The organism is Aequorivita vladivostokensis, assembly GCF_000952855.1.
GTDB lineage: Bacteria > Bacteroidota > Bacteroidia > Flavobacteriales > Flavobacteriaceae > Aequorivita > Aequorivita vladivostokensis.
Window position 1 is genome coordinate 372616 of sequence record NZ_JSVU01000003.1, and the last position, 24331, is coordinate 396946.

The following is a 24331-nucleotide window of genomic DNA, read 5'->3' on the forward strand; positions in this document are numbered from 1 at the left end:
TATGACCCAGGTAGAAACCTATATTGATTCATTCCCATTAAATACTAAAGAAAAGCTTTGCAAATTAAGGATGATGATAAAAGAATGGGTGCCAATGGCCGAAGAAACCATCAGTTATGGGATGCCCGCGTTCAAACTCCACGGAAAATCTTTGGTATATTTTGCTGGCTATAAAAACCATATCGGATTTTACGCGCTTCCTTCTGGGAATGATGCTTTTCAAAAAGAACTTTCAAACTATAAAACCGGCAAGGGTTCTATACAGTTTCCCCTTTCGGAGGAATTACCGTGGCAATTGATTGAAAAGATTGTAAAATATAGAAAAACCGAAGTGGAATCCAATAAAAAATCGCCATAGAACCGTAAGCGCTATGGCGATTTTTGATACTTGTTTTTTTAAGCCGTATCCCTTGGCTGATGTTTTTCCTTTCTTTCCTTTTCCTGATAATTAATATCCTTTCCTTGCGTGGCACTCTTGTTTATAGCCTGCTCTTTTTTACTTTGTTTTTCCTTTTCCAAATTTTTTTCGTTCTTTTCCATAATTTCTATATTTTTTGTTGAAGTGATAAATTACACAACAATTGGCAGGCAATCAAATTTTTAGAACGGAATTAACACTTAGCGTCCCACGTCCTCCAGCAGCCAATCCTCTATTTCCACATCATCGTCCTTTGTGTGGAGCACCGCAATATCACCGGTACATTCAAAGATTACCGCTCTTACTTGTGAGAGTTCAAGTACATTTGCCTCCCGCAATTTGGAGCGAAGATCGGCTTCAGTGACGCGGGCCTTTTTCAAATTTTCGTGAAGTATCTCTTCCCCGTCCATCAAAAGCATCGGTTGGTTGTCTATTAGTTTCTGAACAATGCTAAAACGTCTCAGCATCGCTACCGAAATCTGTAGCAAATATACCGCAGCCAGACCCACAGCGCCCTGCAATAAGCTAACGGACTTGGACAAGATGGTCGTGGCGATTACGGACCCTATTGCAACCGTCATAGCAAAGTCAAAACTGCTCATTTTTGAAAAACTTCGTTTGCCAGCCAGTCGGGTAAATAGAATTGTGGCGATGTAAATTCCGATTGCCGTTAAAACAATAGCAATCAGGGAGGCGGTGGATGCTTCAAACCATTTTATCATTTTGGTAATTTTTTTTAATTAAAAGTATTTATTTATCTGTTGAATTTATAATATTCCAAATAAGGATGGGGCGTTTTATTGATGGAATGCACAATTGCGTCCATTCCCATAACGCTGAAGGTAATGCCATTTCCGCCAAAACCTAATATATAATGTTCATTCTTTTTAGGCTCCGGTTTTCCGAAATATGGCAGACCATCCTTTGTCTCTCCAAATGTGCCTGCCCAAGAGTAATCCATCACAAAAGGGATGTCCGGGAAACATTTATTAAAACTTTTTACAAGTTCTTTCTCCTTTTTGGGAAGCAGGGCATCGCGCCGTGCAGCATTCTTGAACTCGCGGTCGCCACCACCCATTACAATCCGCCCGTCGTCGGTACTTCTGAAATATAAATAAGGGGAATCTGTATTCCAATAAATTCTCTTTTCAAAAGCTTTCGGAATTTTTTCAAAGGCTTCCGATGCCAGGGCAAAGGTGCTTTTCAAATCCACAATATCTTCCTTGAGCGTTTCGGTACTTTCGTAGCCGGTGCAATGCACCACATCTGCTACTTCAATAGAAAAGCCAGTCTTCGTTTTGGCAATCAATTTGTCGTCTTTATATTTTATTTCCTCAATTTCGGTTCGGTCGTAAATTTTCAAACCTTTATCTGTGCAATATTCCAAAAGTGCATTCGCCAGTTTGTACACATCCATCACGGCTCCGGATTTTGATTCAATGGCGGCATACGCTTTCAGCCCTAATTTTTCCAATTCATCCTTTGTAAGCCATTTCACTTTAAAACCGTGATTTTTTCTTGCTTCAAATTCATCTTTTAGAAAAGGGATATCCTTTTTAGAGGATGCAAAATAAACGCTGTATCTTTCCTCAAAACCGCAATCTACCATTATTGCGCTTATGATTTTTTTCAAATCGGTTATAGCCTTTTCACAATTTTGATAACTTGAAACCGCACAAGTTAGGCCCACCTGCTCTATCAGTTTATGCAAGGGCACGTCAATTTCATATTGCAACATACTGGTACTCGCGGCGGTGCTGCCATTACAGACGTCCCTGCGGTCTACCATAATGACTTTTTTTCCTTCCTCAATAAGTTTATAGGCCATTAGCGCTCCCGTAATTCCGGCACCAATAATTAAAATTTCTGAAGAAATAGACTCCTTAAGCGAAGGATAGCTCTGCGGCAAGGCATTGCGGATAAGCCAAAATGGCTCGTTAGAACGTACGTCCATAATTTTTTATTGAAAGTTAGGCATTATGCGCATTCCTACCCTTTGCTTTAGTATTTATTTATAATTCGGAAATGAAACAAACATTCTTAAAAAAGATTAACAACTTTCGTTAAACACTTCTCAATTGTGAAAATGATAAGAGACAGGCCCCGCGAAGAAAGGTATCTTTAGTAAAAATTTAAAACGAAAAACTATGAAAACTACACACGAAAAAGCAAAGGAGCACAACCACGATAAGCTGGTTGATAATTTACAGGAGCTTTTGGAAAAAAATTATGATGCCGAGAAAGGCTTCACCAAGGCAATGAAAGATGCCAAAGGCAACAACTTGAAGAAATTTTTACAGCAACAGGCAGCACAGCGCAGCAGATTTGCTACGGAGCTGGACCAACAAATCCGCAACTTAAACGAAGAACCAAAAGACAGCGGAAGCTTTACCGGCGACCTGCACAGAACTTGGATAGACATTAAAAGTGCAATTGCCGGAAATACAGACGAAGCGGTACTCGAGGAGTGCATTCGCGGCGAAAAGGCAAGTTGGGAAGAATATGAGGAAAAATTAAAGGAAAACGCTTTTCCTCCAAATATTTCCAGTGTACTGCAGAAGCAAGCGTCTGAAATACACTCGACTCTAAATCAAGTAAAAACGTTGGAAGACCTTGCAGATGATTAAAAATCATTGAATTGCTCGAAGAAGAAAAAGAATAAAAAAGCCCTGTGAATTAAAATTCACAGGGCTTTTCAACTTAACAATATGTGCAAAATTTAGTTTTTCACAAACCTTTTGCTGGTAACAACACTACTTCCATCCATTATAGTAAGATTGTAAACGCCTTTCTCAAGATTGTTTACGTCTATTGAATCACTGAAAGCACTTTCTGAAACAACACGTCCCAACATATCCGTTATGGCTACGGAATGATTATTTAAATCAATTCCGGGAGCACTAATGTTGATACGTTCGGTGGCGGGATTTGGGTAAATTGCAAATACAGAAGCATTAAATTCAGATACGCTTAACGGCACAGATGGCAATTCCAGCAGATTACCACCTGCAGGACTCGCTACGAATAATCCAAATGCCGGTCCGTCTGAGTTCTGTGTTGGGTCCAAAAAACCAGAAGCCAAAACGGTCAGAGCTGCACCGTCCAGGCTTAGTGTCGCCAATGGTGCTTGGTAACGGGCAACTGTTACTGCCCCAGTTTCATCAGTAATATCCAAAATATAATCAGCTGTAGGCAACTCTAGATATCCTTGAAATTCAGAATAGGAAATATCGTCCACAATGGTACCCGCACCAATACCGGTTTCCACAACATCTACCCTAGGAGCATCTGTAGATCCGTGGTGTACAAGCACATCAACATTGGCAGGATCTGCAGCCATTTCCCGCGCCATTGGAAAAACTTGCAAACTGAGTGGCGGAGCAGGGCTATAACCTGTTGGGCTAACTATTCCGTCGGCTACGACGATATACTTTTCATTGGCTGTAAGGGTAACGGGAACGGTCAGTAAGACATCTCCAACGCCGGTACTATTGCCAGGAGCAATCCCGATGTTTATTTCAACCCCCGCAGGAAGGTCCAAAAATGGCGTTGCGGTTCTAAAGGCGAAATCGTCTAATGCCAAATCAGAGTTTATATAGACATCTACTTCTGCTGCAGCCGCATCGGCTGAGTTGTGTATCACTTGTACACGGGCTGTTTGGGCAAACGAATTGCCGGTAAATAGGACAATTGCAAAAATTAGTAATACTTTTTTCATAATATATAGTTTTTAGTTCGGTGCTAAACTAATAAATAATATATTTTGTTTAATCTTTTTTCTGAAATGTTTAACAAAATGATTTTAAATATTGATTTACAACAATTTATGTCATACGACAAAAATTAAAATTTTTAATAAAATCATCTCGAAACTTCAACCAAGCATAATGAAAAAAGCTCCCAACTTATGGTTGAGAGCTTCCTAATAATCAATATTTTAAAAAATCTATGAAACGGGAATACCAGCGTTTTTAATAGCCGCAAAGCCGCCGGCTACGTTCACTACATTGTGAATGCCCCTACTTTTTAAGATGGAAGCGGCAATTACGGAGCGATAGCCGCCCGCACAATAGAGATAGCACTTACCGTTATCGGGAAATGCACTTACATATTCATTTAAAAACCCCAATGGCGCGTGGGCCGCGCAAGAAATGCGACCATTGGCGTACTCCCCGTCATTGCGGACGTCAAATACCGGAATATTGTTTTCCAACTTTTTCTTGAATGTTTCCGCATCAACAGAGTCTAAGGTATCTATTTCCTTACCAGCTTCTTTCCAGGCGTCTATGCCTCCCTGCAAATAACCCAGCGTCCTGTCAAAACCTACTCTTGACAATCTGGTTACAGCCTCCTCTTCCCTTCCCTGAGGTACTACCAACAATATTTTTTGTTCCACATCTGCGAGCAACGCTCCCACCCAAGGTGCAAAACCTCCGTCCAGTCCAATAAAAATGGAGCGTGGAATGTGGCCATCAATAAAATCAATCTGATTGCGAACATCCAGAACCACAGCGCTGGTCTCATTGGCCATTCTTTCAAAAGCCTCAGGGTCAAGAGGCGTTGTTCCCTGAGCAATTACGTCATCAAAAGCGGTATAGCCTTCTCGGTTCATTTTTACGTTCATGGGAAAATACAACGGTGGCGGGGCCAAGCCATCGGTAACTTCCTTTATAAATTCCTCTCGCGTCATATCGGCACGTAGGGCATAGTTCATTTTCTTTTGATTGCCCAAAGTGTCCACGGTTTCCTTCATCATATTCTTTCCGCAGGCAGAACCGGCGCCGTGTGCCGGATATACAATTACGTCATCCGCCAAAGGCATGATTTTATTGCGAAGACTATCAAACAGAATACCCGCAAGGTCTTCCTGTGTTATTTCATTTCCTTTTTGGGCAAGGTCCGGACGGCCCACATCTCCCAGAAAAAGCGTGTCGCCACTAAAAATAGCGTAATCCTTTCCGTTTTCATCCTTCAGCAAATACGTGGTGCTTTCCATAGTGTGCCCAGGCGTGTGGAGGGCGGTAATGGTTACCTTTCCCAATTTGTAAACCTCCTCGTCCTTGGCCAAAATTGCATCGAAGGCAGGATTGGCATGGGGGCCATAGACGATAGGCGCACCGGTTTGCTGGGAAAGCGATAAGTGTCCACTCACAAAATCTGCATGAAAGTGGGTCTCAAATATGTATTTGATTTTTGCATTATCTCTTGCGGCACGTTCCAAGTAAGGCTTGGTTTCTCGCAAAGGGTCTATAATAGCGGCCTCACCGGCACTTTCAATGTAGTAAGCGCCTTGCGATAGGCAACCTGTATAAATTTGTTCAACCTTCATTTTTTCCTTTTTTCACAAATATAAGGATAGTATTTTCCAAATTATAGATGAAAATATCCAAAGTATCATTTTTCACATAAATTTTGCATTATGGCTTAGAACTTATTTTATCTTTACCCGTCAACTTAATAGTGTATAATATGAAAAAAATAATCTTGGTTATGGTTTCGCTGTTTGTCCTTTCCTGCGCTACGGAAAACAAACAAGAAGATGTAGTTCGCGAATTGGCAAAAAAAGATGCCATTGAAAAATTACAGTTGCCCGAGGGCACAAAGTTCAGCGATGAAAATATTGAAGTAACAGAAAAAAAAACCGAATCGGGTACGCTGGGCGTAACCTATCTGGTTAAAGTAACCATAAAGTCGCAAGACCGGGAAGGCAATGAGGTAATAAAAACCCATACCTTCAACTATAAAAAAACAGGAGAAAGTGGTTCAAACGCTTCTGATTACGAACTAACCTCCTTTGAATAATCTTCCATTATTACCATATGAAAATTCTATTTATTGCTATTTTTTCGGCATTGTCCTTTTCTTGCAATTCCGCTCAGAAAACAATCAATCCCAAAGAAAAAAATGTTGAATATGCCAATTCCATTACCGCGCAGGATTTAAAAAAACACCTGTATATCTATGCCAGTGATGAAATGGAAGGCCGGATGACCGGTACCAAAGGCCAAAAAAAGGCGGCTGAATACATTCGCGATTTTTACAAAAAAGAAGGCATCCCCGCTGCTCCGGGAACTACTGATTATTTTCAGGAAGTTCCTGAAAGCTATTTCGCAGGAAAAAGAGAGCCACGGTCTTCTGAAAATGTAATCGCTTTTATAAAAGGCTCAGAAAAACCTGAAGAAATAATAGTGATTTCTGCACATTTGGACCATGTGGGCATGGACAATGAAGGAAATGTATTTAATGGAGCCGACGACGATGGCAGCGGCACCGTTGCTATTATGGAAATAGCCCAAGCCTTTCAAAAAGCCGTAAAAGATGGCAAGGGCCCCAAGCGCTCCATTTTGTTTCTTCACGTTACGGGAGAAGAAATCGGCCTTTATGGCTCGCGTTATTATACCGAAAATCCGCTGTTCCCGTTGGAAAACACCGTGTGCAACCTCAATATAGATATGATAGGCAGGATTGACTCCGAAAAAAAGGAGAATCCAAATTACATCTATTTAATAGGAAGCAATAAAATAAGTCAGGAACTGCAGGACATTTCCGCGGAAGTGAATGAGAAATACACCCAATTGGAGCTGGATTACAAATATGACGACCCCGACGACCCGAACCGCTTTTATTACCGAAGTGACCATTATAACTTTGCGAAAAACAACGTTCCCATTATTTTTTACTTCAATGGCGTACACGAAGATTACCACAAAATAACGGACACGCCCGATAAGATAGAGTATGATTTGATGGCCGAGCGCGCGAAGCTCATATTTTTGACTGCTTGGGAAGTCGCCAACCGCGAAAACAGAATTATAATTGATTAAAGAAGGAAATTACAACAATCGATAAACGAAAAAATCCTCCCAAAAAAAGGGAGGATTTTTATTTTCGGGTGGAAGACCGGGTTCGAACCGGCGACCTCCTGAACCACAATCAGGCGCTCTAACCAGCTGAGCTACAACCACCATTTATTGTGCATTAAAACACAACTTTGCTAAGCAGGCGCAAATATAAATCAATTATAACGGTTGCGCAATACTCTTTTTGAAGAAAATTAAATTAAATCGAAAATTGAATTTACCGCAGGATATCGTTCAACAGTAAAACCTTCTCCGAATTCGGTGCCTATCAATCTTCCCAAATCCTGTGCTCTGTATGTTATACTATCCCTAAAATTGGTTGAGGAGATTGGCGTTTCTGGCTCATCGGCTTCTTTTCGGTGAAATTGACTTTTATAGGCAAAAACCGTTTCCAATTTTTTCTCCAAAAAACCCGTTACATCTACAACAAAATCCGGCTCAATGTTTTTCCATTGAATGTAATGATAAACGTGCTTTGGCCGCCAAGCTTTTTGATGGTTGCTTTCATAAATAGTTTCAATTTTTTGCAAACCACTTAAAAAACAAGCATCGCTGGCAAGTTTACTCGCCTTACCGTGGTCAATGTGCCTATCGTCAGTGGCATTGCAAAGCACTACCTCGGGCTGATATTTTCTGATTATTTTAATGATTTCAAGCTGCGAGGCAGCATTGTTTACCAAAAAACCATCGGAAAATTCAAGGTTGTGCCGAAACTTAACTCCCAAAATTTTTGCCGCGTCGGCAGCTTCCTTGTCGCGGATTTTAGCTGTGCCACGGGTACCAAGTTCGCCGCGGGTAAGGTCTAAAATTCCTACCGTTTTTCCGTTGCTAATTTCTTTTGCCAAAGTGGCAGCACAACCCAATTCTACATCATCGGGGTGTGCGCCAATGGCGAGTATATCAATCTTCATAAAAAAGTTTAAAGTTTATATGTTTATGGGTTTATAAGTTCAAAAAGCTGTCTGCGAGGGCGACTATCTTTTAAATTTAAACTAAATTTTTCTTTGAAACCTTTTCGAAAGCGCCTTCCAAATCGGCAATTATATCTTCCGGTTCCTCAATACCCACAGAAAAACGCAGCAAGCCATCGCTAATGTTTTGGCGTTTCCTTTCTTCAGCGGAAAGCAAAGCGTGCGAAGTTTTTGCAGGTGAAAGAATGGTAGATTCCACTCCCGCCAAACTCATGGACGGTTTAATCATTTTCAATTCTTTTAAAAAGTCATCCACATTCAAAGATTCACTTATTTCAAAAGACAGCATTCCCGTGTAACCGCCCATCTGTTTTTTTGCAATTGCGTGGTCTGGATGGGTTTTCAATCCGGGATAATACACTTTTTCAACCAAGGGGTGGCCGTCGAGCCACTTCGCCATTTTTTTGGCGTTTTTGTTTTGGGCCCTAACGCGGAGTACCATGGTTTTCATACTGCGTTCCAAAAGCCAAACCGTATAATCACTCAAGCTTCCTCCAAGGTTTTTTGCGAGGTTCCAGATTATTTTTATGTGTTCTTCACTTGCCGCAACCGCTCCTGCCAAAATATCACTGTGTCCGCCCATATATTTCGTGGCGCTGTGAATCATAATATCTATGCCGAAATCGGCCGGGGTTTGGTTTACCGGCGAAGCAAACGTATTGTCAATCATCGTAATCAGGCCGTGTTGTTTTGCCAATTTTGAAATCATTTCCAAATCGGTAATTCGCATCAGTGGATTGGAAGGGGTTTCCACAAAAAGCACTTTGGTGTTCTTTTGAATCTTTTCAGAAAAATCCGCTTCCGAAAAACCTTCGGCAAAGGAATATTCTATTCCGAATTTATGGAATTCCTCTACCACAAAATTATAAGTGCCCCCATACAGAGTTTGCGGTAAAACAACGTGGTCGCCTTTGTGCAAAAAAGCCAGCATTGCAGTACTCACGGCGGCCATTCCACTTCCGAAGATTAGCCCCGCCTCACACTTTTCGAGCCTTGCTATTTTCCTGCAAAGCGCTTCCTGGTTTGGAGTGTTGAAATAGCGCGGATACCGCTTGACCTCCACATCTTCATACGCATAGCTGCTGGACATAAATAACGGCGAAACTGCGCCCTTGAATTGCTCGTCCTTCACCTCGCCAATGTGGGTGCAGATGGTGTTGAGGCCTAATTTTTCGGATTTCATGATGATTTTTATTTTTTCGATGACTAAGGTATAAATTATATTTTAGACCGTTTGTAATAATGAAGCCGTGCCATTGTTTTTTTCTATATTTATGCAATGAATAAAATTTTTGTTTTGCTTCTTGTCTTTACGCTCGGTTTCTCCGCAAATGGTCAAGTTGCCATACCCGGAACCGACCTTAGCATAAAAATGGTAAAAGCGCGAAAAATCGGCGTGCTTTCGGTTCAATTTGGCGGTACCTATCTAATAAACTCGGGAAAGGATAACAAAAGAGTACAAATTCGCCTTAAAGTAAGGTCAGAAAATGGAGAGGAAACACTTTTTGATCCAAACAAGCTTTCCCTTGTGAGCCACGAATATAAAGCTCGCTTCAGTGTTTCAGAAGTTTATTTTGCCACGTTTTTCCGGTCAAAAGGTTTTCAAATGTTGACTACAAATAATACCGAGAAACCAATTTTTGCAAAGTATGATCCTTCCGTTCCGAATACTTTTAATGATTTTTCGGTGACGGGTTTTAAGGATTGCCCCATAGATCTTAATTTTGGAACCAATAGAAAACCGATAACCCACACCATCTATTTCCGTCCAAACACCATTGACAAAAATGTACTCGATGTATTTTTTGTAGTTCCAAATGGATTGACCAGTGGGGAGATATACTTTGGCAACACTTTAATTTCAGAAATAAATATACGTCCATGAAACTACTGCTCACCCACATAAAAGAATTGCTCCAAGTGCGCGAAAACTGTCCTGAAAAGTTAAGCGGAAAAGAAATGAAGGAACTCCCAACCCTCAAAAACGCTTGGGTTTTTATAAACCACGGCGTGATAGAAGATTACGGAACTATGGATAAAATGGGGCCACACCAAGGATTTAAAACTTTGGATTGCAGCGGAAAAATAGTGATGCCAGCCTGGTGCGACAGCCACAGCCACCTTGTTTATGCTGGAAATCGGGAACAGGAATTTGTAGATAGGATTAACGGTTTAACCTACCAAGAAATCGCTGAAAAAGGCGGTGGAATCGTGAACAGCGCAAAAAAACTGCAAAAAACCTCGGAAGAAGATTTGTACCATCAATCTGCGGCGCGACTTGAAGAAGTGATGCGCCTCGGCACTGGCGCCATCGAAATTAAAAGCGGGTACGGACTTACAACCGAAGCGGAAATGAAAATGCTTCGCGTGGCTAAAAAACTAGAGGAAGAATATCCAGTTACCATTAAAACAACCTTTTTGGGCGCACACGCAATTCCCACGGAATACAAAGGCAACAAAGACGGTTATTTGGATTTGCTCTGCAACGAAATGCTGCCGAAAGTTGCCGAAGAAAAGCTCGCCGAATATGTAGATATTTTCTGTGAGGAAGGTTATTTTTCGGTTGCCGATATGGAACGGATACTTTCCGAAGGAAAAAAGCACAATCTTATCCCTAAAGTTCACGTAAATCAATTCAACAGTATCGGAGGCATTGCGGCAGCTGTTAAACACAACGCCCTGAGCGTGGACCATTTGGAGGTGATGACAGAGAAGGACATTGAGGATTTAAAAGATAGCGATACTATGCCGGTGGCGCTTCCCTCCTGCTCCTATTTTTTGAGTATTCCCTACGCCCCCGGACGAAAAATGATTGATGCAGGCTTGCCATTGGCACTTGCAACAGACTATAATCCCGGTTCCACACCCAGTGGAAATATGAATTTTGTGGTAGCAACTGCCTGTATAAAAATGCGATTGACGCCCGAAGAAGCTATAAACGCCGCAACAATAAATGGCGCTTACGCCATGGGCCTTAGTAAAACCCACGGCAGTATTACCAAAGGAAAAATGGCAAATCTCATTATCACAAAACCAGTTCCATCGTATGGTTATTTACCATACGCCTTCGGCAGTAATCTGATTGATTCCGTAATTATTAATGGTAAAGAAGTGTAATGGGATTTTTGAAAATTTATTCTGAAAAAAATGTAGCTTCAACTATAAAAAAGCGGGCTAGGGAAACCAAATTTGGCGAAAAAGTAGCCTTTGTTGAAAAGCTTGAAGACCTAAAAAACCATCCCGCAAAATACGTGCTTTTAGGAATTCCCGAAGACATTGGCGTTCGCGCTAATTTTGGAAATCCCGGTACATCCAAAGCATGGGAAGCCGCTTTGGGAAGCCTTTTAAATATGCAGCACAATCATTTTATCCACGCTGAAAACGTGATTCTTTTGGGTGAAATTGACTGCGACACCCAAATGAAGCAGGCTGATAGTATTTCAAAAGAAGAAATTCATTATGCTGAAGAATTAGGCGAACTCGTTACCCAAATAGACCATAAAGTTGCGGAAGTTGTAAAAGCAATTGTTACGGCTGGCAAGTTTCCTATCATCATTGGTGGCGGCCACAACAACAGTTTTGGAAATTTGAAAGGCACTTCGGAAGGTTTAGAAAAAGCTCTCAATTGCATCAACTTTGATGCGCATACAGATTTTCGAACTTTGGAACATCGCCACAGTGGCAACGGGTTTTCGTATGCTTTTGAGGATGGTTTTTTGGATAAATACTTCATTTTTGGACTTCACAGAAATTATACTTCGGAAACTGTTTTCAATTCAATGGAAAAGAATTCCCATAGAGTAAAATTCAATCTATATGAAGATATTTCCATCAATAATAAATTATCGTTTTCAGAAGCATTGAAAGACGCAGAAAATTTCTGCTGCAATGAAAACTTCGGAATCGAACTGGATTTGGATTCCGTTGAAATGATGGGCAGCAGTGCCATGACGCCCAGCGGATTTACTTTGACGGAGGCCCGAAAATTCGTTTCCCACTTTTCAAAAAACAAAAATGCGCGTTATCTGCATATTTGCGAAGGCGCTCCCGGTGCAGGGATTTTTTTAAATCAAGTAGGCAAAGCGATTGCCTATTTGGTGAGCGATACTTTGGCGAAATAGAGTTTAAAATTTTAGCCGTAAAGTTTTCATTTCGAATTGTATCCCTAAAAATAATTACGATATTTACAATCAGTCCTTTACATTATTTTTCCATTAAAACTTTAAGTCCTAAACTCCTATTTGATGAAAAACTACAAACTGCCCTTCCGCTCAACTGTACTCGCTTTGTTTTCCCTACTTCTTTTTTCGAGTTGTAAAAACGCTTCCGAAGAAATTTCCGAAGAAAAAGAAACCGGCAAAATGGAATACCCCGCCGAATGGATGTACAACCAGCGCGCGTATCCAAATAACTATATAAACAAGCAAGCTTATAAAGAAGCTGTTCTTCAATCAAAACAAATTCTTGCCAATAGGTCTCCCGAACAAGCTGGGGAATGGACGTTTGTAGGCCCGTTAAACACCGGCGGCCGCGTTACCGATGTGGCGATTTCGCCCGATAACGATGACCATTTATATGTAGCGACAGCCACTGGGGGAATTTTCAGAAGTTATGATGCCGGTGCAAATTGGACGCCTATTTTTGATGAAGAAGCCAGACTTTCCATCGGCGATATTGCCATTGCACCATCCAACGCGCAAATTATCTATGCAGGAACCGGCGAAGCCAATGGAAGCGCTACCGATGGCGCCTATTTTGGCGATGGAATTTACCGAAGTGAGGACGCAGGCGACACTTGGGCGAATATTGGTCTGCCGGAAAGCAACCACATTGGCAGAATTGTAGTGGACCCTACGAATCCGGACCGCGTTTTTGCCGCCGCTACGGGACAATTATACGGAAAAAATGATGAGCGGGGAATCTACAGAACCACCAATGGCGGCGGAAGTTGGGAGCAGGTTCTTTTTGTAACCGATTCCACCGCAGCGATAGACGTTGCGATGAACGTGGCGAATACAAATATTATTTATGCCGCAATGTGGGAGCGCACCCGCAAACCGTGGGAGCGCGATTATGGCGGGGTAACCTCTGCCATCCATCGTTCTCTGGACGGAGGAAACACTTGGACGGAATTGGGGGCCGCAAATGGCCTTCCCGCGCCAAACGCCCAAACCGGACGTATTGGGATTGCCGTTTCAGAATCTGATCCTTCCACGGTGTACGCACGTTTCACCACAAATGAAATTACAAATGTTTTCAACGGACTATATAAATCTACGGATAACGGCGACAACTGGACGCTGGTAACTCCTCCCAATGTCTTGAGTAATATCGATGCGAATTTTGGTTGGTACTTTGGAAATGTTCGTGTTAATCCAAGCAATTCAGCCGAAGTGTATATTGTAGGTTTTGATATTGCGAAATCTACCAACAATGGCGCCTCGTGGCAAATATTGCCGGGAATGCACGTAGATCATCACGCGCTGGATTTTTCGAGAACGAACAGCAATTTTATGCTCTCCGGAAATGACGGCGGCGCTTATATTTCGAATAACAGCGGAAGCAGTTGGACCAAATTCTTAAACCTTCCGATTACGCAGTTTTACAATATTGAAGTTGACAATACCCAACCCGAACGACTTTACGGCGGAACACAGGACAATAACACAATTAGAACCATTACCGGCGGGGCAAGCGATTGGAACGCAATATGGGGAGGCGACGGTTTTCACGTAAATGTGGATCCCGTGGACAATAATTATATTTATGTGGAATCACAATATGGGAACCTCGGTCGTTCAACTAATGGCGGAGCTACCTTCAGCAACGCAACCAACGGAATCAGCGGCAGCGACCGTAACAACTGGAATACGCCCGTGATAATTTCGCCTTTCAATCACGAAATATTGTATTATGGCACCAACAGATTATATACTTCAAACAAGGCGGCAAACTGGTCGGTAATAAGTCCTGATTTGACCGATGGGCTGCATCCCAGCGGTTCCTTGGCTTTCGGAACGCTTACGGCAATTGCTTCTTCCTATAACAATCTCGATGTGATTTATACTGGTAGCGACGACGGAAACGTAAACGTAACCTTTGACGGCGGAACAACCTGGATGGACGTAAGCGCCGGCCTGCCCGACCAATACATTACTTCCATCGCGATGGTGCCCAGTGATGATATGATTGCCTATGTAACGGTTTCAGGGTTTAAATACTTGGATTACACCCCGCGCGTATTTAAAACCACGGACGGCGGCCAGAATTGGACTGATATTTCCTCAAACCTTCCAAACATTCCCGTGAACGACATTATCGTATATCCCGCGGAAAATATACTCTTTGTCGCAACCGATTTAAACGTTTGGTATTCCAAAGACGATGGTGGCAGTTGGACAATTTTAGGAAATAACCTACCAATGACGGTTGTTATGGATTTAAAATTTCACGAACCTACCAAAACCCTATTTGCGGGAACTTTCGGAAGGGCGATGCACAGTTATGATGTGAGCGATATTTTAGAAATTGGTGAAAATGAATTGGCTTCAAATTCAATTAAAATTTATCCAAATCCCGCTACTTCGGAATTTACAATTTCACAAAATCTTTCTTCAAATGGAACTGTTCAGCTTTATGATATTTCAGGGAAAAGGATAAAAGAATTGTTCAAAGGAAATTTTAGTGCGAATAAAAATATCACCGTAAAAACTGACGGACTTGCTGCTGGAATTTATTTGGTGAAAGTCAATAATGGGAAGCAATCTGTGACGAAGAAACTCATTATAAAAAAGTAAATTTTCAGTCATAAAAAAACCGATTCAAAAGTGAATCGGTTTTTTTATACTTAAAGTTGTTTTACTGCTTCTCACAAACAACTCCCCAAATGGAGATTGCTTTTTTCGAAGTATTTATTTTTACATTTTCTTCATCAATCACCTTAAAATCTGAAGCCGTTGCATATTGCGTATCAAAAATTGCTGCAAGCGAAAACTTTGGGTTTTTAAAATTTAAGGTTCTCCAACTACCATCTGAAGTGTACGTTCCCTTTTCAGAAATTTTCACAGGTTTTTCGTCCGTTCCTGGCTGCGGAATACTTTTGAAATTAAATTTAAAAGTGTTGTTTTCATAAAGTTGTATGGAAATTGTAGCAACGCCATTTCCTAAACTTTTGTACGAAAGAACCTCACTTTTTCCAAGAACAACTTCTTTGGATTCGTTTGAAGATTTCATAGCTGTTTTCTTACTTCCGCAAGAAGAAACACCAATTACCAAAGCGATCAAAATTATATTTTTCCACATAGCTTAGCGTATCAATTTTTTGTATTTGATTCGTTTCGGCATCAAATCGCCACCCAAACGTTTCTTTTTGTTTTCTTCGTATTCGCTGAAACCTCCTTCAAAAAAGTACACTTGACTGTTACCTTCAAAAGAAAGGATGTGCGTACAAATTCTATCTAAAAACCAACGGTCGTGACTGATTACAACGGCGCAACCCGCAAAGTTTTCCAAACCTTCTTCCAAGGCACGCAGCGTGTTTACGTCCAAATCGTTCGTGGGCTCATCAAGCAAAAGCACGTTGCCTTCTTCCTTTAAAGTCATTGCAAGGTGAAGTCTGTTGCGTTCCCCACCGGAAAGCATCGAAACTTTTTTGTTCTGCTCACTTCCGCTAAAGTTGAAACGGCTCAAATATGCACGGGAATTCACTTGTCTCCCACCCATCATAATCAATTCTTGGCTATCGCTGAAATTTTCCCAAATGGTTTTATCTGGGTTTATGTTTGAATGGGCCTGGTCAACATAAGCAATCTTAGCGGTTTCGCCTACTTCAAAAGTACCTTTGTCCGGCGTTTCCTCACCCATAATCATTTTAAAAATGGTTGTTTTACCGGCACCGTTTGGACCAATAATCCCGACGATTCCCGCTTGCGGAAGTTTGAAATTCAAATCCTCATACAGCAATTTATCGCCATAGGCTTTGGAGACGCCCTTGGCCTCAATAACGTTGGTTCCCAAACGCGGGCCGTTCGGGATGTATATTTCCAGCTTTTCGTCCAGTTGCTTTTGGTCTTGGCTTAAAAGTTTGTCGTAATTCTGTAAACGCGCCTTTTGTTTAGTTTGGCGGCCTTTTGCACCTTGACGGACCCATTCCAACTCGCGCTCCAGGGTTTTTTGGCGTTTTCCGGCCTGTTTTTGCTCTTGTGCCAAACGCTTCGATTTCTGCTCAAGCCAAGAGGAATAATTCCCTTTCCACGGAATGCCTTCTCCCCTATCCAATTCCAAAATCCAGCCAGCAACGTTATCCAAGAAATATCTATCGTGGGTTACGGCAATCACAGTTCCTTTGTATTCCGCAAGGTGATGCTCCAACCAATGCACGCTTTCGGCATCCAAGTGGTTAGTAGGTTCATCCAGCAAAAGAACGTCTGGTTCCTTTAGGAGAAGTCGGCAAAGTGCAACCCTTCTTCGTTCCCCTCCCGAAAGTACGCTGATTAATTTATCGGGCTCCGGTGTGCGTAGCGCATCCATCGCAATTTCAAGTTTTGTGTCGAGTTCCCAAGCGTTTGTGGCGTCTATTTTATCTTGAAGCTTTGCTTGTTTCTCCATCAGTTCGTCCATTTTTGCCGGATTTTCGTAAACTTCCGGCAGACCGAACATGTCGTTTATTTTATTGTATTCGTCAAGAATATCGACTACTTCCTGCACGCCTTCCTTTACAACTTCCAAAACGGTTTTGGATTCGTCCAGTTTCGGTTCCTGTTCCAGATAGCCTACGGTATAGCCGGGCGCGAAAACCACATCGCCCTGATAGTTTTTTTCTTCGCCCGCAATAATTCGCAACAACGTAGATTTACCACTTCCGTTTAGACCGAGAATACCAATCTTGGCACCGTAGAAGAAACTTAAATATATATTTTTTAAAACCGGAGTCTGCGCGCTTTGATAGGTTTTGGTCAGCCCGGACATTGAGAATATTACTTTTTTATCGTCGCTCATTTTAGTTAATTGTTAATCGTTAAATGTTAATTCGGGATTTGTTAGATTTTTATTAATGAAGGTTAAGAAGCCTCAAAAGCACAAGCATTTGGCCGGTGTGATACGCCGTATGTTCTATAACCAGCATGACTTCGCGCAAAAGGGTCTGTTCGTTTTTGCCGTTTTTCACGGGCTGGGTCAATTTATTTTCTTCATCCAAAAGAAAATTTTTCAATCGTTCGCGGTCTGTGGTGTATTCGGCTTTTAGGGTTTCCCATTCCGCTTGCTGCTTACAGATTTTTTCCTTGGGCCAATAATAGTCGGGCCATTTGGGCTCGGTGTAATCATCGGAACACGTGAATTTCACAATATCCTTTTGGGTGAAAACCACGTGATAGAACAATTCATAGAGTGAATACGGCAAATTGCCCGGCCGCATATTGATGTCTTCAAATGAAATTTTCTTCAACATCTCCGTTACGGGCATAAAGGCCTCGCCACTGTCGAGGTGTTTTGCGAGCCGTTCCCGGATTTGTTTTTCATCAGACATACATTCTACAATTTGGAATTGGATAAAAGTTATTGGGTTATTGGGTTAATTAAACTGCAACTGAGACTGAGACTGAAAACTAAACTCGTCCCTTCAGCGCATTAAAAACCCAGGCAATGGCAAAGAAACCAATCCCGACCGAAGCAAAGCCCCAGCCGGCAACATCGTCATACCGGAAAGCGCCCATGCCTATTAGCACTACACCTACTACAATCATTATAAAAGTGGCCCAAGCCAGTACCGTATTTTTATTCATTCCCATAATCTATTCTGTTTGGTTGATTTTTCTTTTTCGGTTTGCAAATTTACGAGCAAAAACAAATATCGGTAATATAAAACAGATTTTCGTTAACAAAATGTCATAGTTTTTTGAGGAGTGCTGGGTGCTGGGTGCAGAATGCCTTTATGAAAAAATAAATAAACTTTTATCCGTGAAATTTAAACTTCAAACTTTAAAGCCGAAACTTTCCGGCATTTTGTATTTTAGCGCAAACATACTTTTTCAATGGATTTAAACTTCAACAAAAACGAAGATCACAATAAACTTCTGGTTTCAGAATTAAAGAATAAACTGGCAAAAGTGAAGCTCGGCGGAGGCCAAAAACGGATTGACAAACAGCACGCACAGGGCAAGCTCACTGCCAGAGAGCGGATTGCGTATTTGCTCGACGAAAAAAAACCGAGTATTGAAATCGGTGCCTTTGCGGGCGATGGTATGTATGAAGAACACGGCGGCGCTCCAGGTGGCGGAGTGGTTGTAAAAATTGGTTATGTGAAAGGAAAACAGTGCATCGTTGTGGCAAATGATGCTACAGTAAAAGCTGGAGCTTGGTTTCCTATAACTGCGAAAAAGAATCTTCGTGCGCAGGAAATTTCAATAGAAAACCGTTTGCCGATTATTTATTTGGTCGATAGCGCGGGGGTTTATCTTCCTATGCAGGATGAAATTTTTCCCGATAAGGAACACTTCGGAAGAATTTTTAGAAACAATGCCGTAATGAGCAGTATGGGCATTACGCAGATAGCAGCCGTGATGGGCAGTTGTGTTGCTGGTGGCGCATACCTTCCCATTATGAGCGATGAGGCATTGATTGTTGATAAAACAGGAAGCATCTTTCTTGCGGGAAGTTATTTGGTGAAAGCTGCCATTGGCGAAAGTATCGACAACGAAGAGCTTGGCGGTGCAACAACCCATTGCGAAGTTAGCGGCGTGACCGATTACAAAGCCAAAGACGATAAAGATGCGCTTGACAAGATAAAAAACATAGTTTCCAAAATCGGCGATTTTGACAAAGCGGGATTCAACCGTGAAAAGGCATTAAAACCAAGGGAAAAACAGGAAGATATTTACGGAATTCTACCAAAATCCCGCGCCGAGCAATACGATATGCGCGAAATTATAAAACGCCTCGTGGACGACAGCGCTTTTGAGGAATACAAAGAAGGCTACGGACAAACAATTTTAACAGGCTATGCCCGCATTGACGGTTGGGCCGTGGGCATTGTTGCCAATCAACGTACTTTGGTAAAAACCACAAAAGCCAAGACGAAGCCCAGCGAAATGCAGTTTGGCGGCGTAATTTACAGTGACAGTGCCGATAAGGCCACGCGTTTTATTGCCAATTGTAACCAAAAGAAAATCCCGCTCGTGTTTTTACAGGATGTAACGGGCTTTATGGTTGGCAGCAAAAGCGAGCACGGTGGAATTATAAAGGATGGTGCCAAAATGGTGAATGCGGTTAGCAATAGCGTTGTGCCGAAATTTACCATAGTAATTGGCAATAGTTACGGTGCGGGCAACTACGCCATGTGCGGAAAAGCCTACGACCCGCGATTGATAGTTGCTTGGCCAAGCGCCGAACTTGCTGTAATGAGCGGAAACAGTGCTGCTAAGGTATTGCTTCAAATAGAAACTGCTTCTCTTAAAAAACAGGGCAAGGAAATTACGGAAGAAGAGGAAAAAGAACTTTACAACAAAATAAAAGCACGTTACGACCGACAAATTTCGCCATATTATGCAGCTTCACGAATCTGGACCGATGCAGTCATTGATCCATTGGACACCCGAAAGTGGATTTCAATGGGCATTGAAGCAGCAAACCATGCGCCTATTGAGAAGGCTTTTAATTTGGGGGTAATACAGGTATAGACTACGGTTTAATATGCAAAACGAAACCCATCCTATTACGGTCAAAACATTCTTAAGAACGTATAACTTAATTCACCTTGCTTTGGTCGCAGGTGTTTTTGTATCTGGGTTCTTGATTTATATGAAGACGAAAGTCCAGGAATTGAACTTAAGTTATTCCGGCGATGTCATGTTTTTTGTAGTTCCAATTATGGCGATTTCTGGAATAGTCGCTGGTAATTTTCTTTATGCGAAAAATATCAAGAAATTAGATTCAAAAACCACTTTGCTCGAAAAGCTAAATGGTTTTCAGACCGCAGCAATTATTAGGTATGCACTCTTGGAAGGTCCTGCACTATTAGGGATTGTAGCCTTTATAAATGATGGCAATCAGTATTTTTTAATTATTTCGCTTATCCTGTTGGCTTGGCTAATAGCCCAAAGGCCAACGCGAGATAAGGTTGAGAGAGAACTGAAATTGGAAGGACTCTTAAAATCTGAATTTCAAAAAGTTGACAAACCCTTAGTTTAAAGATCAATTAATTGATAATTTCTTCAAAACTTCAGCCCGTTTTATTTTCCCTGTTTCTGTGTAAAGAAAATGAGTCGCTGAGTAGATATGCTTAGGCTTTTCGTATATAGAAAGCGATTTAAATGCTCTGGAAAAATCCTTTAATTGAAAATATTCTTCACTCTCAATAATTAAAATAACCCGCTCGCCCAAAGCATCGTCCTTTTCCGAAGCGATAAAAAAGGGTTGGTTTATGTGAAGCGAAAGCTTTTCCTCCACAACTTCGGGGTGCACTTTTACCCCGCCGGTGTTTATTACATTGTCCGCTCTTCCCAAAAACTTAAAGGAAGTTGGTGAAATCAATTCCACCACATCATTTGTTACAACCGTTTCTTCGGAAATTTCCGGGGCGTGGATTTGCAGACAATTGTTCTCGTTCAAAGAAAAATTTATCTTCGGAAGCGCAGAAAATATAGCTGATTTCTCCGTTCCAGTTATCGGGCGAACCGCCACATGGCTGATGGTTTCGGTCATTCCGTAGGTTGCGAATACCCGAGTATTTACTTTTTGTAATTGTTGCTCCAATTCTAACGGAACTGCTCCTCCACCAACGATTAACTTTTTCACTTTGTGTAAATCTTTTAACGAGTGAAAAACCTGATAGGGAACCATTGCCGAAAAATCGAAAGCATCATCAATATTTTCAAGCGGATTTTTTTCGGGAGCAGTAGTGTGTAGATCCCAACCCGCAGTCATTGCCCGCACCAGCATCATTTTCCCTGCAATATATTCCGAAGAAAGGCAGAGCAGGGCCTTGATATTCTCGTTTAAATCGAAATACTTCACGGTGGCTTCGGCACTGTTATAAACCTTTTCTTTTTGAAGGGTGATGGTTTTCGGCGTTCCTGTGGAACCGGAGGTTTTTACGGTTATAAAATCATTTTTGTCAAGCCATTCCAAAATAAATTTCCCAATCGCAACCTCATCATCCTTTCCATTTTCAATTAAATAATTTGCACGTTCCTTTAACGCTTCAGGAGAAGGAAATGCTTCGCCGTTTAATCCGAATTGGGGATGGAGCAACGGTTTCACTATTCAATAAAAGTTGAATTCGGGTTATTCTCTTTAGTCAAAACAATAGGCTCTTCTACTTTTCCAAATAGTTTACCGCCCCAATCGCGCCATTTGTAGCGCCAAGCCATTATCAGAAGAAAGATAGGATACAGAATAAGCACAGGTGCAACTACATCAAACCCTGCCGAGGGTTCTGAAATATCCTTGAAAATGGAATTGGTTTTAAAGACGGTCCAATCTGCGGTGACCAATAAGGCCGTAATCAAATTGTTTCCCGCGTGAAAGCCCAATGCAAGCTCCATTCCTTCGTCCATCAGCGTCATAATTCCCAAAAAGAAACCTGTGCCGATGTAATAAATCATTATAACATTCCCCAATTTATCCACCTCTGGATTGGCCAAATGGAGCCCTCCAAAAACCACGGAGGTGATAATCAACGGCAACCATCTGTTTTTTGCCAAAACGCCGATTCCCTGCATCAAATACCCACGGAAAAGATATTCCTCAAAACTGGTCTGCAGCGGAATCATAATGATTGCAATTACCGCAAGAATTAAAAACGGAACCAAATCAAACTGCAAAACATAATCATCAGGATTGTTGTAATAATCCAGAACGGTTACAGCAAGCGTTGTGATTGTTATAATTCCGAACCCAAAAAACACACGACCCCAATCTGTTTTTTTACGTGAAGTTGTTAGGGTAACAAAAGGCTGTTTATGTAAAAATTTCACAACAAAATAAACCGCCAATAAACCTATCGCAAAACTTAGCAACATCAAAAATAGCGTGAGATTGGAGCTTAGGGTTGTAAGAATTTCTTTTTCGTCTATAGAATAAACACTCTCCCCTCCGGACAACTTCTTATACATTACCGCAATAAACAACGGGATAGTACCAATTTGACTAGCAAGAAAAATAATTATAAATCCTACCAGATAACGCCACCATTCATGCAAAAATTTAAAGGCTTGTTGTATGTACATTTTGAAATATTAAGTGATTAAGTAATTTGTTGTATTAAAACTGAAATTCCCACTCAATGGAGGGTTTATAATCTAAGGTACCGTTTGAAACTTTTAGCGGACTGTTAATATTATTTGTGTAAAGGCTGCCCGTGCCCAAACCTTGCGGCAATTTACTGTTTTTTGTGAAGGTATATTGCGAAATGGCGTTTAAACCCACATTGCTTTCCAAAGCCGAAGTAATCCACCAACCTGCATTGTGTTTTTCCGCAAGGTTTATCCAAGTATCGCTTCCGCGGAAACCGCCAACCAATGAAGGTTTTAGTATTATAAACTGCGGTTTTACGGTTTCTAAAAGTTTATTTTTTTCGTCTTCTGAAAAGATACCAATGAGCTCCTCATCCAAAGCAATGGGAAGCGGTGTTTCCTCACACAGTCGCGCCATTTCCTGCCATTGGCCTTGCTTGATGGGCTGCTCAATGGAATGCAATTGCAAATCTGAAAGCACTTTCAATTTTTCCAAAGCTTCCTTGGGCGAAAAGGCGCCGTTGGCATCTACGCGCAGTTCCACTTCGGAAGCGGAAAATTCGGTTCGGATGGATTTTAAAAGTTCGATTTCAGTCTTGAAACCGATAGCGCCAATTTTCATTTTGATACACGTGAAGCCTTCTTTCAGTTTTTCTGAAATCTGTTGTTTCATAAAAACTTTATCGCCCATCCAAACCAAACCGTTTATGGGGATTGAAGCTTCGCCATTCGTAAATTCCGAAGGAAAAAGTTCAAAAGGATTTTTGGAATGCAACGATTTAAAAGCGGTTTCAACCCCAAATTGTATCGACGGAAATTCCTCCAAGGCTTCATATAAATCTGCTTCACTCACGCCCAATTCTATGTTTTCACACACGCCTGCAAGTTCTTCTTCGTAATCGGGGCGGTCGTCAACACTCAAACCGCGAAGCAAGCCGCACTCGCCCACTCCGAAACCTTCTTCGGTTCTCAGAATAAGAAAATAGGTTTCCTTGGTATTTAAAACACCGCGGGAAGTGCCGCTGGGGCGTTTGAAGTTTAGGATGTGTTTTTTATAAGAGGCTTTCAAAGTATAAGTAGATTTAGGGTTGAAGCACCAAATTTTAAAATTCCAAATTCCAAAAGAGCGCCCTTTGGAATTTGGAATTTAATTTTTGGAATTTAAAGTTCAATACTCTCGCCAATTTCAAGCAACATCAAATCCTTATTGGCGTCATAAAACTTACGTTTTGCCTCTTCGTGGTCTATTTCGATATATCCAAACGTGTCATAATGCACGCCCAAAACCTTATCGCACTGCACAAAATCGCTGGCAATGATGGCATCGTCAATACCCATGGTAAAATTATCGCCTATGGGGAGAATTGCCAAATCCAGCTTTGTGCGCATCGGGATCAATTTCATATCCATTGTGAGCGCGGTATCGCCCGCAATGTAAATGTTTTTATGTTCGCCCTCAATCACAAAACCGCCGGGCTGGCCGCCGTAACTGCCATCAGGAAAACTGCTGGTGTGATGGGCAATTACGTATTTTACCTTTCCAAATTCAAACTTCCAACTGCCGCCATGGTTCATCGGGTGTACTTCAATGCCTTTTTCCTCATAATGGTTCGCAATCTCAAAATTGCTCACAATTACCGCTCCCGTATTTTTTGCGATAGCTTCCGCATCCAGCGTATGGTCTTGGTGGGCGTGGGTCAAAAGAATATAATCTGCCTTTAACTGGTTGATGTCAATTTTATCTTTTGCAAGCTCGTTTCCGCTAATAAAGGGATCTACCAAAATGTGTTTTCCCTTAATCTCTATGCCGAGGCAATTTTGTCCGTAAAATGTAATTTTCATAATTTCTTT

24 protein-coding genes, 1 tRNA gene and 1 pseudogene are annotated in these 24331 nt (G+C 41.5%); 10 read left to right on the forward strand and 16 right to left on the reverse strand.

Going from position 1 to position 24331, the window contains the following annotated elements; genetic code table 11:
- Position 1: 1 nt before the first annotated feature.
- Positions 2 to 358 carry an iron chaperone gene (locus MB09_RS06675; protein ID WP_045080100.1) on the forward strand — a complete coding sequence of 119 codons (357 nt, stop codon included), beginning with the start codon at positions 2 to 4 and terminating at the stop codon, positions 356 to 358.
- 38 nt (positions 359 to 396) lie between these two features.
- Here MB09_RS06675 and MB09_RS16150 read toward each other — a convergent pair whose 3' ends face one another.
- The 3 genes and pseudogenes from MB09_RS16150 to MB09_RS06685 form a co-directional block, all read right to left on the reverse strand.
- Positions 397 to 540 (reverse strand): hypothetical protein, encoded by a 144-nt coding sequence (locus tag MB09_RS16150; RefSeq protein ID WP_165586683.1) that lies wholly within the window; start codon positions 538 to 540, stop codon positions 397 to 399.
- A 78-nt stretch (positions 541 to 618) separates the two neighbouring features.
- Positions 619 to 1140 (reverse strand): DUF421 domain-containing protein, encoded by a 522-nt coding sequence (locus MB09_RS06680; RefSeq protein WP_045080101.1) that lies wholly within the window; start codon positions 1138 to 1140, stop codon positions 619 to 621.
- A 167-nt stretch (positions 1141 to 1307) separates the two neighbouring features.
- Positions 1308 to 2372 (reverse strand): annotated as a pseudogene (locus tag MB09_RS06685) (NAD(P)/FAD-dependent oxidoreductase); the annotation flags it as partial.
- A 193-nt stretch (positions 2373 to 2565) separates the two neighbouring features.
- Between MB09_RS06685 and MB09_RS06690 the strand changes: the two are divergent.
- The gene (locus tag MB09_RS06690; protein ID WP_045080103.1) at positions 2566 to 3045 is read left to right on the forward strand and encodes a ferritin-like domain-containing protein; all 480 of its coding nucleotides are present in this window, start codon (positions 2566 to 2568) and stop codon (positions 3043 to 3045) included.
- Positions 3046 to 3137: 92 nt separating this feature from the next.
- Here the strand turns inward: MB09_RS06690 and MB09_RS06695 are convergent, their stop codons facing one another.
- Both MB09_RS06695 and MB09_RS06700 read right to left on the reverse strand, forming a co-directional pair.
- Positions 3138 to 4136 carry a T9SS type A sorting domain-containing protein gene (locus tag MB09_RS06695; RefSeq protein ID WP_045080104.1) on the reverse strand — a complete coding sequence of 333 codons (999 nt, stop codon included), beginning with the start codon at positions 4134 to 4136 and terminating at the stop codon, positions 3138 to 3140.
- Positions 4137 to 4364: 228 nt separating this feature from the next.
- A complete protein-coding gene (locus tag MB09_RS06700; protein WP_045080105.1) occupies positions 4365 to 5747 on the reverse strand; it encodes an MBL fold metallo-hydrolase in 1383 nt (460 codons plus the stop codon).
- Positions 5748 to 5887: 140 nt separating this feature from the next.
- Between MB09_RS06700 and MB09_RS06705 the strand changes: the two genes are divergently transcribed.
- Positions 5888 to 6220: a hypothetical protein gene (locus MB09_RS06705; protein ID WP_045080106.1), complete on the forward strand. Its 333-nt coding sequence runs from the start codon at positions 5888 to 5890 to the stop codon at positions 6218 to 6220.
- Between the two features lie 17 nt (positions 6221 to 6237).
- Positions 6238 to 7242, forward strand: coding sequence for a M28 family metallopeptidase (locus MB09_RS06710; protein WP_045080107.1), 1005 nt, complete (start codon positions 6238 to 6240; stop codon positions 7240 to 7242).
- Positions 7243 to 7308: 66 nt separating this feature from the next.
- Here MB09_RS06710 and MB09_RS06715 read toward each other — a convergent pair.
- The 3 genes from MB09_RS06715 to MB09_RS06725 all read right to left on the reverse strand — a co-directional run bounded on the left by MB09_RS06715 (position 7309) and on the right by MB09_RS06725 (position 9432).
- A tRNA-His gene (locus MB09_RS06715) sits at positions 7309 to 7384 on the reverse strand.
- A gap of 88 nt (positions 7385 to 7472) precedes the next feature.
- Positions 7473 to 8189 carry a bacillithiol biosynthesis deacetylase BshB1 gene (bshB1, locus tag MB09_RS06720; protein WP_045080108.1) on the reverse strand — a complete coding sequence of 239 codons (717 nt, stop codon included), beginning with the start codon at positions 8187 to 8189 and terminating at the stop codon, positions 7473 to 7475.
- Positions 8190 to 8265: 76 nt separating this feature from the next.
- Positions 8266 to 9432 carry a trans-sulfuration enzyme family protein gene (locus tag MB09_RS06725; RefSeq protein ID WP_045080109.1) on the reverse strand — a complete coding sequence of 389 codons (1167 nt, stop codon included), beginning with the start codon at positions 9430 to 9432 and terminating at the stop codon, positions 8266 to 8268.
- Between the two features lie 96 nt (positions 9433 to 9528).
- On the opposite strand from MB09_RS06725, the gene MB09_RS06730 reads away from it, so the two are divergent.
- From MB09_RS06730 to MB09_RS06745, 4 genes are all read left to right on the forward strand, one after another.
- Positions 9529 to 10134, forward strand: a complete 606-nt coding sequence (locus MB09_RS06730; RefSeq protein ID WP_045080110.1) for a hypothetical protein — start codon at positions 9529 to 9531, stop codon at positions 10132 to 10134.
- Positions 10131 to 11366, forward strand: a complete 1236-nt coding sequence (gene hutI / locus MB09_RS06735; protein WP_045080111.1) for an imidazolonepropionase — start codon at positions 10131 to 10133, stop codon at positions 11364 to 11366. Before MB09_RS06730 ends, hutI begins: the two co-directional genes overlap by 4 nt.
- Positions 11366 to 12370, forward strand: coding sequence for a formimidoylglutamase (locus MB09_RS06740; RefSeq protein ID WP_045080112.1), 1005 nt, complete (start codon positions 11366 to 11368; stop codon positions 12368 to 12370). The genes hutI and MB09_RS06740 overlap by 1 nt, the downstream gene beginning before the upstream one ends.
- 123 nt (positions 12371 to 12493) lie before the next feature.
- Positions 12494 to 15046: a T9SS type A sorting domain-containing protein gene (locus MB09_RS06745; RefSeq protein WP_045080113.1), complete on the forward strand. Its 2553-nt coding sequence runs from the start codon at positions 12494 to 12496 to the stop codon at positions 15044 to 15046.
- A gap of 61 nt (positions 15047 to 15107) precedes the next feature.
- Here the strand turns inward: MB09_RS06745 and MB09_RS06750 are convergent, their stop codons facing one another.
- The 4 genes from MB09_RS06750 to MB09_RS06765 form a co-directional block, all read right to left on the reverse strand.
- The gene (locus tag MB09_RS06750; protein ID WP_045080114.1) at positions 15108 to 15551 is read right to left on the reverse strand and encodes a hypothetical protein; all 444 of its coding nucleotides are present in this window, start codon (positions 15549 to 15551) and stop codon (positions 15108 to 15110) included.
- Between the two features lie 3 nt (positions 15552 to 15554).
- A complete protein-coding gene (gene ettA, locus MB09_RS06755; RefSeq protein WP_045080115.1) occupies positions 15555 to 17246 on the reverse strand; it encodes an energy-dependent translational throttle protein EttA in 1692 nt (563 codons plus the stop codon).
- A gap of 52 nt (positions 17247 to 17298) precedes the next feature.
- Positions 17299 to 17775 carry a DinB family protein gene (locus tag MB09_RS06760; protein WP_045080116.1) on the reverse strand — a complete coding sequence of 159 codons (477 nt, stop codon included), beginning with the start codon at positions 17773 to 17775 and terminating at the stop codon, positions 17299 to 17301.
- 79 nt (positions 17776 to 17854) lie between these two features.
- Entirely contained in the window at positions 17855 to 18037 is a 183-nt protein-coding gene (locus tag MB09_RS06765; protein ID WP_045080117.1) for a CAL67264 family membrane protein, read from the reverse strand.
- A 243-nt stretch (positions 18038 to 18280) separates the two neighbouring features.
- On the opposite strand from MB09_RS06765, the gene MB09_RS06770 reads away from it, so the two are divergent.
- On the forward strand, positions 18281 to 19924 hold the full coding sequence (locus MB09_RS06770) for an acyl-CoA carboxylase subunit beta (protein ID WP_045080118.1): 1644 nt from the start codon (positions 18281 to 18283) through the stop codon (positions 19922 to 19924).
- A gap of 13 nt (positions 19925 to 19937) precedes the next feature.
- Positions 19938 to 20435, forward strand: coding sequence for a hypothetical protein (locus MB09_RS06775; RefSeq protein WP_045080119.1), 498 nt, complete (start codon positions 19938 to 19940; stop codon positions 20433 to 20435).
- A 3-nt stretch (positions 20436 to 20438) separates the two neighbouring features.
- Here the strand turns inward: MB09_RS06775 and MB09_RS06780 are convergent, their stop codons facing one another.
- From MB09_RS06780 to MB09_RS06795, 4 genes are all read right to left on the reverse strand, one after another.
- Positions 20439 to 21506 carry an AMP-binding protein gene (locus MB09_RS06780; protein ID WP_052671310.1) on the reverse strand — a complete coding sequence of 356 codons (1068 nt, stop codon included), beginning with the start codon at positions 21504 to 21506 and terminating at the stop codon, positions 20439 to 20441.
- The gene (locus tag MB09_RS06785) at positions 21506 to 22474 is read right to left on the reverse strand and encodes a CPBP family intramembrane glutamic endopeptidase (RefSeq protein WP_045080121.1); all 969 of its coding nucleotides are present in this window, start codon (positions 22472 to 22474) and stop codon (positions 21506 to 21508) included. Before MB09_RS06785 ends, MB09_RS06780 begins: the two co-directional genes overlap by 1 nt.
- 34 nt (positions 22475 to 22508) lie before the next feature.
- Complete coding sequence (locus MB09_RS06790; RefSeq protein ID WP_045080122.1) at positions 22509 to 23549, reverse strand: o-succinylbenzoate synthase; 1041 nt, start codon at positions 23547 to 23549, stop codon at positions 22509 to 22511.
- A gap of 92 nt (positions 23550 to 23641) precedes the next feature.
- Positions 23642 to 24322, reverse strand: a complete 681-nt coding sequence (locus tag MB09_RS06795; RefSeq protein WP_045080195.1) for a metal-dependent hydrolase — start codon at positions 24320 to 24322, stop codon at positions 23642 to 23644.
- Positions 24323 to 24331: the final 9 nt, after the last annotated feature.

Coding starts and splice junctions, on each gene's coding strand:
- MB09_RS06675 (WP_045080100.1), top strand. CDS start 2: ATGACCCAGGTAGAAACCTATATTGATTCATTCCCATTAAATACTAAA.
- MB09_RS16150 (WP_165586683.1), bottom strand. CDS start 540: ATGGAAAAGAACGAAAAAAATTTGGAAAAGGAAAAACAAAGTAAAAAA.
- MB09_RS06680 (WP_045080101.1), bottom strand. CDS start 1,140: ATGATAAAATGGTTTGAAGCATCCACCGCCTCCCTGATTGCTATTGTT.
- MB09_RS06690 (WP_045080103.1), top strand. CDS start 2,566: ATGAAAACTACACACGAAAAAGCAAAGGAGCACAACCACGATAAGCTG.
- MB09_RS06695 (WP_045080104.1), bottom strand. CDS start 4,136: ATGAAAAAAGTATTACTAATTTTTGCAATTGTCCTATTTACCGGCAAT.
- MB09_RS06700 (WP_045080105.1), bottom strand. CDS start 5,747: ATGAAGGTTGAACAAATTTATACAGGTTGCCTATCGCAAGGCGCTTAC.
- MB09_RS06705 (WP_045080106.1), top strand. CDS start 5,888: ATGAAAAAAATAATCTTGGTTATGGTTTCGCTGTTTGTCCTTTCCTGC.
- MB09_RS06710 (WP_045080107.1), top strand. CDS start 6,238: ATGAAAATTCTATTTATTGCTATTTTTTCGGCATTGTCCTTTTCTTGC.
- bshB1 (WP_045080108.1), bottom strand. CDS start 8,189: ATGAAGATTGATATACTCGCCATTGGCGCACACCCCGATGATGTAGAA.
- MB09_RS06725 (WP_045080109.1), bottom strand. CDS start 9,432: ATGAAATCCGAAAAATTAGGCCTCAACACCATCTGCACCCACATTGGC.
- MB09_RS06730 (WP_045080110.1), top strand. CDS start 9,529: ATGAATAAAATTTTTGTTTTGCTTCTTGTCTTTACGCTCGGTTTCTCC.
- hutI (WP_045080111.1), top strand. CDS start 10,131: ATGAAACTACTGCTCACCCACATAAAAGAATTGCTCCAAGTGCGCGAA.
- MB09_RS06740 (WP_045080112.1), top strand. CDS start 11,366: ATGGGATTTTTGAAAATTTATTCTGAAAAAAATGTAGCTTCAACTATA.
- MB09_RS06745 (WP_045080113.1), top strand. CDS start 12,494: ATGAAAAACTACAAACTGCCCTTCCGCTCAACTGTACTCGCTTTGTTT.
- MB09_RS06750 (WP_045080114.1), bottom strand. CDS start 15,551: ATGTGGAAAAATATAATTTTGATCGCTTTGGTAATTGGTGTTTCTTCT.
- ettA (WP_045080115.1), bottom strand. CDS start 17,246: ATGAGCGACGATAAAAAAGTAATATTCTCAATGTCCGGGCTGACCAAA.
- MB09_RS06760 (WP_045080116.1), bottom strand. CDS start 17,775: ATGTCTGATGAAAAACAAATCCGGGAACGGCTCGCAAAACACCTCGAC.
- MB09_RS06765 (WP_045080117.1), bottom strand. CDS start 18,037: ATGGGAATGAATAAAAATACGGTACTGGCTTGGGCCACTTTTATAATG.
- MB09_RS06770 (WP_045080118.1), top strand. CDS start 18,281: ATGGATTTAAACTTCAACAAAAACGAAGATCACAATAAACTTCTGGTT.
- MB09_RS06775 (WP_045080119.1), top strand. CDS start 19,938: ATGCAAAACGAAACCCATCCTATTACGGTCAAAACATTCTTAAGAACG.
- MB09_RS06785 (WP_045080121.1), bottom strand. CDS start 22,474: ATGTACATACAACAAGCCTTTAAATTTTTGCATGAATGGTGGCGTTAT.
- MB09_RS06795 (WP_045080195.1), bottom strand. CDS start 24,322: ATGAAAATTACATTTTACGGACAAAATTGCCTCGGCATAGAGATTAAG.